Consider the following 13,183-nt stretch of genomic DNA (forward strand, 5'->3'; position numbering starts at 1 on the left):
GCTCCATGGCCAGCACGAACCCGCTCAACGACCCCTCCGTCGACCCGTTCGACGTCGCCCGTGACGCCGCGGCGGTGATCGCCGAGCAGTCCGGCATCGACCGTCACGACATCGCCCTGACGCTCGGGTCCGGGTGGGGGAAGGCCGCCGACCTCATCGGCGAGACCGTGTCGTCGATCGACGCCGCCGACGTCCCCGGCTTCAGCGCGTCCGCGGTCCCCGGGCACTCCGGCACCGTGCGGTCGATCCGGCTCGCCGACGGTCGGCACGCCTTGGTGATCGGCGCGCGGACCCACTACTACGAAGGCCACGGCGTCCGCCGGGTCGTGCACAGCGTCCGCACCGCCGCTGCGACCGGTGCCACGACGATGGTGCTCACGAACGGCGCCGGCGGCATCAAGGAGTCTTGGACCCCCGGCACGCCGGTGCTCATCAGCGACCACATCAACCTGACGGCGGACAGCCCGCTCGAGGGCGCCACGTTCATCGACCTGACCGACCTGTACTCCGCGCGGCTCCGGGCGGTCGCCAAGCAGATCGACCCGTCCCTCGACGAGGGCGTCTACACGCAGTTCCGCGGGCCGCACTACGAGACCCCGGCCGAGGTCCAGATGGCCAAGGCGATCGGCGGCCACATCGTCGGCATGTCCACCGCGCTCGAGGCCATCGCGGCTCGACAGGCCGGCATGGAGATCCTCGGGTTCTCCCTCATCACGAACCTGGCCGCCGGCATCCAGACGACGCCGCTGTCCCACGCCGAGGTGCTCGAGGCCGGCCGCGTCGCCGAGCCGGTGATCGCCGACCTGCTCGCCCGCGTGGTGGCAGCGCTGTGAACTCTTCCACGGGAGTGGGCCCCTCGCGCAGCGCCGACACGCTCGACGTCGCGCGGAGCTGGCTGGCGCAGGACCCTGACCCGGAGACCCACGACGAGCTCGACGCCGTCGTCACGGCCGCCGCGGACGGGGACGCCGCGGCGCTCGCGCAGCTCGACGAACGCTTCGACGGACGGCTGCAGTTCGGCACCGCCGGGCTGCGCGCCGAGCTCGGGTGGGGGCCGCTGCGGATGAACCGCGTGGTCGTCACGCAGGCGGCAGCGGGGCTCGCGCGGTTCCTCATCGACACCGGACGCCAGCGCAGCGTCGTGATCGGCTACGACGGCCGGGTCAACTCGGACGTCTTCGCCCGTGACTCGGCCGAGGTCATGCGCGGCCTCGGGCTCGACGTCACCCTGCTGCCCACCGCGCTGCCGACCCCCGTGCTGGCCTTCGCCGTCCGGCACCTCGACGTCGGCGCCGGCGTCATGGTCACCGCGAGCCACAACCCGCCGCGGGACAACGGCTACAAGGTCTACCTGGGCGGGGACGACGACGGGTCCCAGATCGTCCCGCCGGTGGACGCCGAGATCGCGAGCGCGATCGACGCCGTCGCAGCGGGCTCGATCACCGACCTGCCCCGCGCGACCGACCACACCGTCGCCGACAGCACCCTGGTCGACGCCTACGTGGCCGCCACGGCCGCGACCGTCGGCGCACCGGCACTCCCGGCGGCCGAGCAGCCCTCCGTCGTCTACACGGCCATGCACGGCGTCGGGTGGCAGACCGCGAAGGCCGTGTTCGCCGCTGCCGGGTTCGCCGAGGCCGCCGTCGTCCCCGAGCAGATCGAACCGGACGGCGCCTTCCCCACGGTGGCGTTCCCGAACCCGGAAGAGCCGGGCGCCATGGACCTGGCGATCGCCCGCGGTGTCGCCGTCGGCGCGGACCTCGTCATCGCGAACGACCCCGACGCCGACCGCCTGGCGCTGGCGATCCCGTCCGGTGACTCGTACCGCCGGCTCTCCGGCAACGAGGTCGGGTGGCTCCTCGGCTGGCGGGCTGCCGCACGGGCGGCCGAAGCCGGCCAGACCGGCACCCTGTCGGCTTCGATCGTGTCGTCGCCGGCCCTGGCCCGGGTCGCCGCCCGCTACGGCCTGCAGCACCGCGACACCCTGACCGGCTTCAAGTGGGTCTCCCGCGTGCCCGACCTGCTCTTCGGGTACGAAGAGGCGCTCGGTTACCTCGTCGACCCGCAGGTCGTGCGCGACAAGGACGGCATCTCGGCCGCGCTGTCGCTGCTCGACCTCGCAACGGAGCTCGCGGCGTCCGGGTCGACCATCGCCGACCAGCTCGACGCCTTCGCCGCCGAGTTCGGGGCGTTCGCGTCCGGGCAGGTCGCCACCCGCGTGGACGACCTGTCGCGCATCGGGGAGGTCATGGCGGCGCTGCGGTCCTCGCCGCCCACCACCCTCGGACCGCTCGACGTCCTCGCGACGACGGACTACGCGGCCGGCGTGCAGGGCTTCCCGCCGTCGGACATCCTGCGCTACGACCTCAGCGGCGACGCCCGGGTCATCGTCCGCCCGAGCGGGACCGAGCCCAAGGTGAAGGTCTACATCGACACCGTCGCAGCGACCTCGGCCGAGGCCCAGTCCCTCGTCGAAGCCCTCGCTGACGCGATCCGCCCCCGCGTCTCCTAGCGGAGCGCCCGCCCCGCCCCCGAGTCGCGCCCTGGTGCGAACGTCGCGCCCCGTCACCCCGGGGCGCGATGTCCGTGGCGGGGCGCGATCTCGCGAGTCTGTCCTCCAGACCGTGGAGCCACTCCTCCACACCGCGGGTCGCCGACCGGCCTTCCACCGACGATGCCGTGCAGCGGGGCGGCCATCGGTGCCGATGCCACGCTCGCCCCATGAGCATCGAGATCCTGTCGACCGGAGCGGGCGTCGACGCCGCGGCGGGGGCCAGCACCCGTCGGGCAGCCGCGCGCGGAGAACTCCTCCGGCTCAGACGCGGTGACTACGTCGAGACGACATCGTGGAACGGCGCGTCCCATCACGACCGTCACCGGGCCCTTGTCCACGCGCTGATGCGGTCGCAGCCGGACGACCTGATCGTGTCGCATGCATCCGCGGTGGCACTGCTCGGACTGCCGTGGATCGGGTCGTTCGGGAAGCGCCTGGTGGTGTCCGACCCCGCTCGGGACCGTGGGCAGGTCAAGGCGACGATGCAGCGCGTGGGAACGGCGAGCAGAGTGCCGGACACGGTCAGGATCGAGGGGATGGCGGTGACGTCCCCGGTGGTGACCGCCGTCGACGTCGCACTGCGCGAGCACCCGTGGCGCGCCATCGTCGTCCTCGATGCCGTGCTCCGTCGCGGAGTCAGCACCGAGGCGCTCCTGACCGAGCTGGAGCAGCGGGGCGCCGCCCGAGCGAGGGTCCGTGCACGCGACCTCATCGAACACGCTGATGCTGCGGCGGAGTCACCGGGTGAGAGCATCACGCGGTGGGGTGCCCACGTGCTCGGTGCTCCGGTGCCGGTGTTGCAGTACGGGTTCCCCAACGACTGGGGAGGCACCGAGCGGGTCGACCTGTTCTTCCCCGGATCGGGCACCGTCGTCGAGTTCGACGGTGTCGCGAAGTACACCGATCCGCGGTACAACGGAGGGCGCTCGTCGCAGGACGTCGTCGTGGCCGAGAAGCGCCGAGAGGACCGCCTTCGCGCACAGCCCGATGTCCGTGGCTTCGCCCGTGTGGGGTGGTCCGACGCGATGCCCGGCGGGCAGCTGCCACGCCGACTCGTCGAGGCCGGCGTCCCACTCAGCCGGAACTGGGGCTCAGCGTGGCGGGCCGCAGCAGTTCGCGCCCTCTGACGAACATCGCGCCCCGAGGCGTCGGGGCGCGATGTTCGTCAGGGGGCGCGATCGAGCGGTGCAGCGTCTGTTTCGGCGACGTCGCCGCCGGGCGAGAAGCCCTACGCGAGCTCGAGCAGGACGTGGCCGGACGAGATCGTCTGGCCGACGGGGGCGTCGAGCGCCGTGACGACGCCGTCCTTGTGGGCCTGCACGGGCTGTTCCATCTTCATGGCCTCGAGCACGACGAGCAGGTCGCCCTTCACCACGGTGTCACCCTCGGCGACCGCGAGCTTGACCACGGTGGCCTGCATCGGCGACGTCACGGACGACCCCGACGCGACGCGCCCGCCCTTCACACCCGAGGAGCGACGACGAGGGGGAGCGGAGGGACCCGCCGGACGACGACCAGCAGCGGCGGCGCCACCGACGATCGCGGGCATGGTGACCTCGATGCGCTTGCCCTGCACCTCGACCACGACGGTGTCGCGGTCACCGGGCGTCGGCAGTTCCTCGGGGGAGCCGCTCCACGGCGGGATGTCGTTGACGAAGTCGGTCTCGATCCACTGCGTGTAGATGCTGAACGGCTCGTCGTCGGGCGTCGCGAACGCGGGGTCCGACACGACCGCGCGGTGGAACGGCAGCACGGTCGGCAGCCCGGCGACCTCGAACTCGGCGAGGGCCCGACGTGCGCGCTCGAGCGCCTCGGCGCGGGTGGCACCGGTGACGATGAGCTTCGCGAGCATCGAGTCGAACGAGCCGGACACGACGTCGCCGGACACGACGCCGGAGTCGACACGGACACCGGGACCAGACGGTGCGGTGAACACGTGCACCGGACCGGGCGCGGGGAAGAAGTTGCGGCCGGGGTCCTCGCCGTTGATGCGGAACTCGAAGGAGTGCCCGCGCGGCGTCGGGTCGGCGTAGTCGAGCACGCCGCCCTCGGCGATGCGGAACTGCTCGCGCACCAGGTCGATGCCGGTGACCTCTTCGGACACGCAGTGCTCGACCTGCAGGCGGGTGTTGACCTCGAGGAACGACACCGTGCCGTCCGCCCCGATGAGGAACTCGCAGGTGCCGGCGCCGACGTAGCCGACCTCGCGAAGGATCGCCTTGGACGACTCGTAGAGCAGGGTCTGCTGCGCCTCGGTCAGGTACGGCGCAGGGGCTTCCTCGACGAGCTTCTGGTGCCGACGCTGCAGCGAGCAGTCACGCGTGGACACGACCACCACGTTGCCGTGCGCGTCGGCGAGGCACTGGGTCTCGACGTGCCGCGGCTTGTCGAGGTACTTCTCGACGAAGCACTCGCCACGCCCGAAGGCGGCGATCGCCTCGCGCGTGGCCGACTCGAAGAGCTCGGGGATCGAGGCACGGTCCCGCGCGACCTTGAGGCCACGACCGCCACCGCCGAACGCGGCCTTGATCGCGACGGGCAGCCCGACCTCGTCAGCGAACGCGACGACCTCGGAGACGTCCTGCACGGGCTCGATGGTGCCCGGGGCGAGCGGCGCACCGACCTTCTCGGCCACGTGGCGCGCGGAGACCTTGTCGCCGAGGCGCTCGATGGACTCGGGCGACGGCCCGATCCAGACCAGCCCGGCGTCGAGCACGGCGCGGGCGAAGTCGGCGTTCTCGGCGAGGAAGCCGTAGCCCGGGTGCACGGCGTCGGCGCCGGACCGTCGGGCGACGGACATGATCTTGTCGATGACCAGGTACGTGTCGGCGCTCGTGGTGCCGTTCAGTGCGTAGGCCTCGTCAGCGAGGCGGGCGTGGAGGGCGTCACGGTCCTGGTCGGCGTAGACGGCGACCGAGGCCTTGCCAGCATCGCGGGCCGCACGGATGATGCGGACGGCGATCTCGCCGCGGTTCGCGATGAGGACCTTGCTGATACGGGGCATGACACATCAGCGTATTCGCGGAGGCGCACACGGAATTGAGCGGCATCCACAACAAAGCGCCGGAAAAGCAGGTGGATGTCTACAGTGCCCAGAAGTCGTGCCAGGACACCCCGAAGCCCCGCAGCAGCATCGACCGGAGCACCGGGAGCGACAGTCCGACCACGGCTGACGGTGCTCCGTCGATCCGCGTGATGTACGCAGCAGCCCGGCCATCGATGGTGAACGCGCCGGCGACCTCGAGCGGCTCGCCCGTCGCCACGTACGCGTCGATCTCGTCCGCCGAGACGTCGTCGGCGAAGGTCAGCACCGCGCTGTCGACGGCGACCACGTGGTCGCCGTCCACGACGAGTGCCGACCCGCCAGGGGCGACGGGTCCCAGGGACGGGACGGTCCCAGGGGACACCAGCGCAGCCACGTCGCGGACTGGAGGCTCGGTGCGGGCCCGCCCCGATCCTCCCGGCCGTCTCGTGGTCCCGTCTCGACGCCGGTCCACGACGCAGTGACCGCTCCAGAGCGTGCCGCCGCCGGCGGCGAGCATCTGTCGCCAGCGTTCCCGGGCGACCTCCGGGTCGTGCGGCTTGCCGTACAGGCGCCCGTCGACCTCGAAGGCGGAGTCCCCACCGAAGACGAAGCCGTCCACCGGTGAGCCGGCGACTGACGCGTCGGCGACCGCGTCGGCCTTGGCGACGGCGAGGAGCGCGACGAGCTCCGGACCGGTGAGCTCGCGGCCGAGCGTGTCGCGGGCGGCAGCGGCGGCGGCGTCCTCGTCGACCCCGGGGGCGACGAGCACCGGCTCGATCCCGGACTGGGCGAGGAGTGCTCGGCGGGCGGGGGAGGTACTCGCGAGGTACAGACGCATGGGAACATCGAACCATGGGTGAATCGGTCGGAACACTGCTCGAACTGGACGTCACCGGGATCGCGCACGGCGGCATCTCGGTGGCACGGCACGAGGGGCGCGTGGTGTTCGTCTCGGACGCGATCCCGGGGGAGACCGTCGTCGCCCGGGTGACCGAGGACCGGAAGAAGTCGTTCTGGCGCGCGGACGCCGTCAGCGTCACGACGCCGAGCGAGCACCGCGTGGACCACGTCTGGCCGGAGGCCGGTCTCGACCGCGACCCCGCTGAGCGTCCCGGTGGTGCGGAGTTCGGGCACATCGCACTCGCCCACCAGCGCACCCTGAAGCACGACGTCCTCGTCGACTCCTTCTCGCGGTTCGCCCACGTCGACCTGACGGAGGTGCTCGGCCGGGACGTCGTCGTCGAGGCGGCACCCGGTGACGACGCCGCGAACGGCCTCGGCTGGCGCACCCGCGTCCGGCTGCACGTGGACGAGGACGGCACCGCCGGTCCGTTCGCCGCCCGGTCGCACACCGTCGTCCCGGTGGCGAGCCTGCCGCTCGCGACGGCCACCGTGCAGGAGAGCGCGCCGCTCGCCCGCCGGGCCATGCCGGGCGCGTCGGTCCTCGACGTCCTCGCGCCGAGCGGCTCCGAGGGAGCACGCCTGGTCGTCGACGAGCAGGCGCCCACCGCCGTCACCGAGGTCGTGGGGAACCGCACCTTCACCGTCGACGACACCGGCTTCTGGCAGGTGCACCGCGCTGCGGCGGCCGTCCTGACCGAGGCCGTGCAGGACCTCGTCGACCGCGACCGCCTCGACGCCGACGGCATCCACCTCGACCTCTACGGCGGTGTCGGCCTGCTCGCCGCGGCCGTCGGGGACCTCGTCGGTCCGAAGGCCCGCCTGACGAGCGTCGAGAGCGCCGGCCGGGCGACCGAGCACGCGCAGGAGAACCTCGCCGAGTGGATCGGCGCCCGTGCCGAGCCGGGGCGGGTCGACCGGTGGCTCGCCCGCACGGTGCAGACCGCGTCGCGCAGCGAGCTCGACCGCTACCGCGCCGGCACCGTCGTGCTCGACCCGCCGCGCTCCGGCGCCGGGCGCGAGGTCGCCGTGCAGATCGCCGCACTGCAGCCAGCGCAGGTCGTCTACGTCGCCTGCGACCCCGTGGCACTCGCCCGCGACGTCGCCACGTTCGCCGACCTCGGGTACCGTCTCGAGGCCCTCCGTGCCTTCGACCTGTTCCCCCACACGCACCACATGGAGGCCGTCGCGCGTCTGGTGCCGGTCGCCTGACGCACAGTGTGAGTGGCGACATCTGAAGCTGGGTCCGACCTGGGTATCCTGGTCCGTGTTGGCAACCCGGTTTCAGGGGCCGGGTGTCATCAGATGAGAGGGCATCGTGGCTGCAGACACCATCACCACAGCAGGAACGACCGACGTGAGCACGAGACCCGTGCGCGTCGCGATCGTGGACGACCACGAGTCCGTGCGGCTCGGGATCCAGGCAGCGTGCCAGAACGAGGGCTTCGAGGTCGTGCTCACCGCGGCCAGCGTGCCGGAGTACATCGCGAACCTCGACGCGCGTGAGGTCGACGTCGTCGTGCTCGACCTGTCGCTCGGCGACGGGTCCACGGTGACCGAGAACGTGAAGGGCGTGCAGGGGACCGGTTCGGCCGTCCTCGTGCACAGCATCGCCGACCGCGTCGCGAACGTCCGGGAAGCACTGGCGGCAGGGGCCGCCGGGGTCATCCCGAAGTCGTCCGCGACGAAGACCGTGATGGCCGCCGTCGCGACCGTCGCGCGCGGCGACGTGCTCAACAACCTCGAGTGGGCGAGCGCCATCGACGCCGACCGGGACTTCGCCAAGGCGCAGCTCGGCCGTCGTGAGCGCGAGATCCTGCACCTCTACGCATCCGGGCTGCCGCTCAAGCTCGCCGCGCAGCAGCTCGGCATCGGCTACTCGACGGCGCGCGAGTACCTCGACCGCATCCGTGTGAAGTACGTCGAGGTCGGCCGTCCGGCGCCGACGAAGGTCGACCTGCTCCGACGTGCCGTCGAGGACGGCATCCTGCCAGGGCTCGACTCGGGCGTCGAACCGGACGCCGACAACCGCTGACGGCCTCCGCGCCCATGACGAACGAGCTCGCGCCCTTCGGGGCCGACCCGGCGCGGAGCGTCCGGGCGACGGTGACGCAGGGCTCCGTCGAGCGGTCGTTCGCGATCCTCCTCGCCGTGTTCGCGATCGGCTTCGGTCTGGCCAACGCCTCGCAGGTCGCGAGGCAGTTGCCGTACCTCGACCCCGTGTGGGGTGTCGTGGTGCCGTCGGTGCTCGCCGCGGCGTTCTTCCTGGTCGGCGCCTCGGTCTTCGTCCAGCGTCTGGTCCAGCCGGCGCAGATCGCCACGGCGGTGCTGTTCCTCGTCGCGCTCGTCGCCTGGCCGTTCACGGTCGAGCACGCGATCCCAGCGGATCAGCACCCCTGGCCGTGGTGGCTGTGCAACATCGGCACGATCGCGGCCGCGATGGGCTTCGCCACGTGGCGCGCCACGGTCTACAACGCCGTCGTGCCGATCGTGTTCGTCGTCATCCGCCTGACCCCGGTCGGTGGTGGCGTCGGCGTCACCACGGCGGTGCTGGAGGGCGTGAACATCGGCATCCTCGGCGGCGCGGCCCTGGTGCTCATCGTGATGCTCCGCCGTGCGGCGGCGTCGGTCGACTCGGCGCAGGCGACCGCGGTCCGGCGGTACTCGCACGCGATCCGGGAGCACGCGACCGAGGTGGAGCGTGTGCAGGTCGACGCGATCGTGCACGACAGCGTCCTCACCACACTGCTCTCCGCCGCCCGTGCCGACACCCCGGACGCCAAGACGCTCTCCGCGCGGATGGCCAGGAACGCGCTCGACCACCTCGCTGCCGCGGCCACCGACGGACCCGGCGAGGTCCCCCCGGTCCCGCTGCCGGAGCTCCGGGCACGGATCACCGACGCCGTGGCGTCCCTGCCTGCTCCTGTGCGGGTCGACGGCGGTCCGCTCGGCCCCACGACCCTGCCGGCAGCTGCTGCCGACGCCATCGCCTCGGCCGCGCTGCAGGCCGCGGTGAACAGCGTGCAGCACGCCGGCGAGGGGGTCGCACGCTGGATCACGGTCGACGAGGTGGTGGGAGCGGTCGTCCAGGTCGAGGTCGCCGACGACGGCTCGGGCTTCGACGTCGACGCCATCCCGGCGGAGCGCCTCGGTGTCCGCCGCTCGATCGTCGAGCGCGTGGCCTCGGCCGGTGGCCTCGCCGAGATCCGGACGGCACCGGGCAGCGGGACACGCATCCTGCTCACGTGGCCGGCACCCGCGGCGGTGGACGCGTGAAGGTCTCGGTCCCCGCCTCCGTCGCGACCGGGCTCGCCGCGCTGTTCTCGCTCTACCACCTGCTGCTCGCCACGACGACGCTGTTCTGGGTCGCGAACGCCGGACCGATCATCGCCTGCATGGTGCTCTACGCGGCCGCCACGGGCGCGGCCCTGCTCGTGCGCGGGTCCGCGCTCCCGGTGTGGACGGCGTGCTTCGCCCTGGCGACGGCGATCGTGATGCCGCTCGTGGCAGCACCGGTCGTGGACCCCTCCCCGGGGGCGGACCACGTGAACGGCACCTGGTGGGTCGCCGCGATCGGCACGCTCATGGTCATCCTCGTCGTGCGGCAGCGCGCCCCCTTCGCCTGGGTCGGGGTGCTGGCACTCACCATCACGACCGTCTCGTGGGCCGGCATCGACGCGTTCGGCGGCCTCGGGGTGCTCGGCAGCGTCTCGTGGGTGGTCATCGCGACGGCGTTCACCGCCGCCATGAACCGCGCGATCCGGATCCAGCGGGACTTCATCCGCGCCGAGCAGGAGACCGTCGACTGGCAGGCCGCGCAGGACGCCCACGTGTTCGAGCGGCAGTTCCGACTGAGCCAGACCACGCGCATGGCCCGGCCGATGCTGCAGCGCATCATCGACTCCTGCGGCGGACTGACCGACGACGAGCGCACCGAGTGCCTGCACCTCGAACAGGCCATCCGCGACGAGATCCGCGGCCGTTCACTGCTCTCCGACGACGTGCGCGACGAGGTCATGCGGCTGCGCCGTCGCGGTGCCGTGGTGCAGCTCCACGACGACGGCGGGCTCGACGAGCTCGAGGTCGACGACCTCCGGCGCATCCACAGCGAGCTCGCTGACGCGCTGCGACAGGCACACGATGCCGACAACGTGATCGTGCGCACCGTCCCCGAGGGCGCGGACGCTGCCGTCACGGTGGTCGGGCTGCGGCTCGACCTCGCTGCGAGCGAGTCGGCGGCGCTCGGTGCGGGATCCGACGACGAGGACGACGACGACTCCGCCGTCGCCGTGTGGCTCGAGATCCCGCGGCACGAGACCGTCTGACACGAGACCGTCTGACGCGGCCGCCGGCCTGGAGGCTCGAGGCGGCTCCGTCTGGCGGGCGTCGGTTCGGTCTGCCGTTGCGTCGGGATCGAGACGCCCGGACCCGGAAACGGGGAACGGGCCGGTCGAGATACGACCGGCCCGTTCACGACCCGAGGCAGAGCGGCAACCCGAATGTCGCCCTGGCTCGCAGCGATCAGTGGCGTCGTACCCTAGTCGGCCACTGATCGGCGATGTTCTTCTGTGAAGGACACCGAACACTGATTACTATGCCCGCTGCCAAGCCCCGTGTCAGTCGTCATTATGGGGGACAATTCCTGCCGTTTCTGTCCACAACGGCGTTTCATGCCCCCCGGTCGAGGGGTGTCAGCACGGGGAAGTGCACGCTGCAACGCGGATACCGGCGGGTACCCCAGGGGTACAACCTCGGCCGTTGCTCTCCCCGGGGGACGGCCGCGGGTCAGCGGAGGGAGCGCGACCAGGCTCCCGGGCCGTGCGGCAACGGACCGCGGAGTCCGCGAGCAGCCGACTCCCATCCGACGCGCGGTGAGACCTCGACCCGCGCCGGACCGGCTGCTGCGGCCTGGTCGGCCTGGTGCTGCAGCACGGCGACGACGGCCGCCAGCTCCTCTGGCGACGGGGCACCCGCGACGACGCGGACGTCCGCGACGGGACCGGCGTCACCGGCCGCCGCGCCAGGCTGCGATCCCGTCACAGGGGGATGTTCCCGTGCTTCTTGGGCGGCAGCGTTGCGCGCTTGCCCCGCAGCGCCCGGAGCGCCTTGATCACGGAGACGCGGGTGGCGTGCGGCTGGATGATGCCGTCGAGCTCGCCGCGTTCGGCAGCCAGGTACGGCGACGCCACGTTGTACGTGTACTCGTTCGCCAGGCGGGAGCGCACGGCGGCGACGTCCTCGCCGGCGTCCTCGGCGCGCTTGATCTCGGACCGGTACAGGATGTTGACCGCGCCCTGACCACCCATCACGGCGATCTCGGCGGTCGGCCAGGCCAGGTTGATGTCCGCGCCGAGCTGCTTCGAGCCCATCACGATGTACGCCCCGCCGTAGGCCTTGCGCGTGATGACGGTGACCAGGGGGACGGTTGCCTCGGCGTACGCGTACAGGAGCTTGGCGCCGCGGCGGATGACCCCGGTCCACTCCTGGTCGGTGCCGGGCAGGTAGCCGGGCACGTCGACGAGGGTCAGGATCGGGATGCTGAACGCGTCGCAGAACCGGACGAAGCGCGCGGCCTTCTCACCGGCGTCGATGTTCAGCGTGCCGGCCATCGCCTGCGGCTGGTTCGCGATGATGCCGACCGTGCGGCCCTCGACCCGGCCGAACCCGATGAGGATGTTCGGCGCGAAGAGCGGCTGGACCTCGAGGAAGTCCCCGTCGTCGACGACGTGCTCGATGATCTGGGTGACGTCGTACGGCTGGTTCGTCGAGTCCGGGATCACGACGTCGAGCTCGCGGTCGGCGTCGGTGGTCTCGAGCTCGGGGGCGACGTCGTACGCGGGGGCGTCGGAGAGGTTGTTGTCCGGCAGGAACCCGATGAGCGACCTGGCGTAGTCGAGCGCGTCGGACTCGTCCTCGGCCAGGTAGTGCGCGACACCGGACACGGCGTTGTGCGTCTGGGCACCGCCGAGCTCCTCGAAGCCGACGTCCTCGCCCGTGACGGTCTTGATGACGTCGGGGCCGGTGACGAACATGTGGCTGGTCTTGTCGACCATGATCACGAAGTCGGTCAGGGCGGGGGAGTACACCGCACCGCCGGCCGCCGGACCCATCACGATCGAGATCTGCGGGATGACCCCGGACGCCGCCGTGTTGAGGCGGAAGATCTCGCCGTACTTGCCGAGCGCGACCACGCCCTCTTGGATCCGGGCACCGCCGGAGTCGAGGATGCCGATGATCGGCACGCCCGTCTTCATGGCGTGCTCCATCACCTTGATGATCTTCTCGCCGGCGACCTCGCCGAGCGAGCCACCGAAGACGGTGAAGTCCTGCGCGTACACGGCGACCTGCCGCCCGTGGATCGTGCCGAAGCCGGTGACGACCGCGTCGCCGTAGGGCCGCTTGGCCTCCATCCCGAAGGCGTGGGTGCGGTGCCGGACGAACTCGTCGAGCTCGACGAAGGAGTTCTCGTCGAGGAGCTGCTCGATCCGTTCGCGCGCCGTCGTCTTGCCCTTGGCGTGCTGCTTCGCGATGGCGGCTTCGCCGGCTGCGGTCACGGCTTCGTGGTACCGCACGCGGAGGTCGGCGAGCCGGCCGGCCGTCGTGGAGAGATCGGGGGTGTCACCTTGAGTCACCCGCTCACCCTACCGGCGTGCCGAGACCGGGCCGTTGGAGGACCCGCACGGTTCCTGCCCGTACATTTGCAC

The 13,183-nt window shown here is 71.8% G+C and carries 11 protein-coding genes; 7 read left to right on the forward strand and 4 right to left on the reverse strand.

Translation table 11 applies throughout. The annotated features are described in order from the left end of the window. Positions 1-5 precede the first annotated feature (5 nt). From ITJ54_RS16160 to ITJ54_RS16170, 3 genes are all read left to right on the forward strand, one after another. Complete coding sequence (locus ITJ54_RS16160) at positions 6-833, forward strand: purine-nucleoside phosphorylase (protein WP_194630037.1); 828 nt, start codon at positions 6-8, stop codon at positions 831-833. Next, positions 830-2,512 (forward strand): phospho-sugar mutase, encoded by a 1,683-nt coding sequence (locus ITJ54_RS16165; protein ID WP_323741761.1) that lies wholly within the window; start codon positions 830-832, stop codon positions 2,510-2,512. Before ITJ54_RS16160 ends, ITJ54_RS16165 begins: the two co-directional genes overlap by 4 nt. 209 nt (positions 2,513-2,721) lie before the next feature. Next, complete coding sequence (locus tag ITJ54_RS16170) at positions 2,722-3,681, forward strand: hypothetical protein (RefSeq protein ID WP_194630040.1); 960 nt, start codon at positions 2,722-2,724, stop codon at positions 3,679-3,681. Positions 3,682-3,782: 101 nt separating this feature from the next. Here ITJ54_RS16170 and ITJ54_RS16175 read toward each other — a convergent pair whose 3' ends face one another. Together ITJ54_RS16175 and ITJ54_RS16180 are read right to left on the reverse strand one after the other, a co-directional pair. Next, the gene (locus ITJ54_RS16175) at positions 3,783-5,558 is read right to left on the reverse strand and encodes an acetyl/propionyl/methylcrotonyl-CoA carboxylase subunit alpha (RefSeq protein ID WP_194630042.1); all 1,776 of its coding nucleotides are present in this window, start codon (positions 5,556-5,558) and stop codon (positions 3,783-3,785) included. Positions 5,559-5,637: 79 nt separating this feature from the next. Beyond that, on the reverse strand, positions 5,638-6,417 hold the full coding sequence (locus ITJ54_RS16180; RefSeq protein ID WP_194630044.1) for a Maf family protein: 780 nt from the start codon (positions 6,415-6,417) through the stop codon (positions 5,638-5,640). Between the two features lie 14 nt (positions 6,418-6,431). Here ITJ54_RS16180 and ITJ54_RS16185 point away from each other — a divergent pair, with 14 nt between their 5' ends. The 4 genes from ITJ54_RS16185 (at position 6,432) to ITJ54_RS16200 (ending at position 10,804) form a co-directional block, all read left to right on the forward strand. Beyond that, positions 6,432-7,691, forward strand: coding sequence for a class I SAM-dependent RNA methyltransferase (locus tag ITJ54_RS16185; RefSeq protein WP_194630046.1), 1,260 nt, complete (start codon positions 6,432-6,434; stop codon positions 7,689-7,691). Between the two features lie 145 nt (positions 7,692-7,836). Continuing rightward, positions 7,837-8,514, forward strand: a complete 678-nt coding sequence (locus ITJ54_RS16190; RefSeq protein WP_323741762.1) for a response regulator transcription factor — start codon at positions 7,837-7,839, stop codon at positions 8,512-8,514. Positions 8,515-8,528: 14 nt separating this feature from the next. Further along, positions 8,529-9,755 (forward strand): ATP-binding protein, encoded by a 1,227-nt coding sequence (locus ITJ54_RS16195; RefSeq protein ID WP_194630048.1) that lies wholly within the window; start codon positions 8,529-8,531, stop codon positions 9,753-9,755. Next, entirely contained in the window at positions 9,725-10,804 is a 1,080-nt protein-coding gene (locus ITJ54_RS16200) for a hypothetical protein (RefSeq protein ID WP_323741763.1), read from the forward strand. Before ITJ54_RS16195 ends, ITJ54_RS16200 begins: the two co-directional genes overlap by 31 nt. 460 nt (positions 10,805-11,264) lie before the next feature. On the opposite strand, the gene ITJ54_RS18030 is transcribed toward ITJ54_RS16200, so the two are convergent. Beyond that, a complete protein-coding gene (locus ITJ54_RS18030; RefSeq protein ID WP_194630050.1) occupies positions 11,265-11,519 on the reverse strand; it encodes an acyl-CoA carboxylase subunit epsilon in 255 nt (84 codons plus the stop codon). Beyond that, entirely contained in the window at positions 11,516-13,111 is a 1,596-nt protein-coding gene (locus ITJ54_RS16210; protein ID WP_071271557.1) for an acyl-CoA carboxylase subunit beta, read from the reverse strand. The genes ITJ54_RS18030 and ITJ54_RS16210 overlap by 4 nt, the downstream gene beginning before the upstream one ends. Positions 13,112-13,183: the final 72 nt, after the last annotated feature.

It is taken from the genome of Curtobacterium sp. VKM Ac-2865, assembly GCF_015350905.1.
GTDB lineage: Bacteria > Actinomycetota > Actinomycetes > Actinomycetales > Microbacteriaceae > Curtobacterium.

Excerpts from the sequence above, each read along its gene's own strand:
- ITJ54_RS16160 (WP_194630037.1), top strand. The coding sequence starts at position 6 with ATGGCCAGCACGAACCCGCTCAACGACCCCTCCGTCGACCCGTTCGAC.
- ITJ54_RS16170 (WP_194630040.1), top strand. The coding sequence starts at position 2,722 with ATGAGCATCGAGATCCTGTCGACCGGAGCGGGCGTCGACGCCGCGGCG.
- ITJ54_RS16175 (WP_194630042.1), bottom strand. The coding sequence starts at position 5,558 with ATGCCCCGTATCAGCAAGGTCCTCATCGCGAACCGCGGCGAGATCGCC.
- ITJ54_RS16180 (WP_194630044.1), bottom strand. The coding sequence starts at position 6,417 with ATGCGTCTGTACCTCGCGAGTACCTCCCCCGCCCGCCGAGCACTCCTC.
- ITJ54_RS16185 (WP_194630046.1), top strand. The coding sequence starts at position 6,432 with ATGGGTGAATCGGTCGGAACACTGCTCGAACTGGACGTCACCGGGATC.
- ITJ54_RS16195 (WP_194630048.1), top strand. The coding sequence starts at position 8,529 with ATGACGAACGAGCTCGCGCCCTTCGGGGCCGACCCGGCGCGGAGCGTC.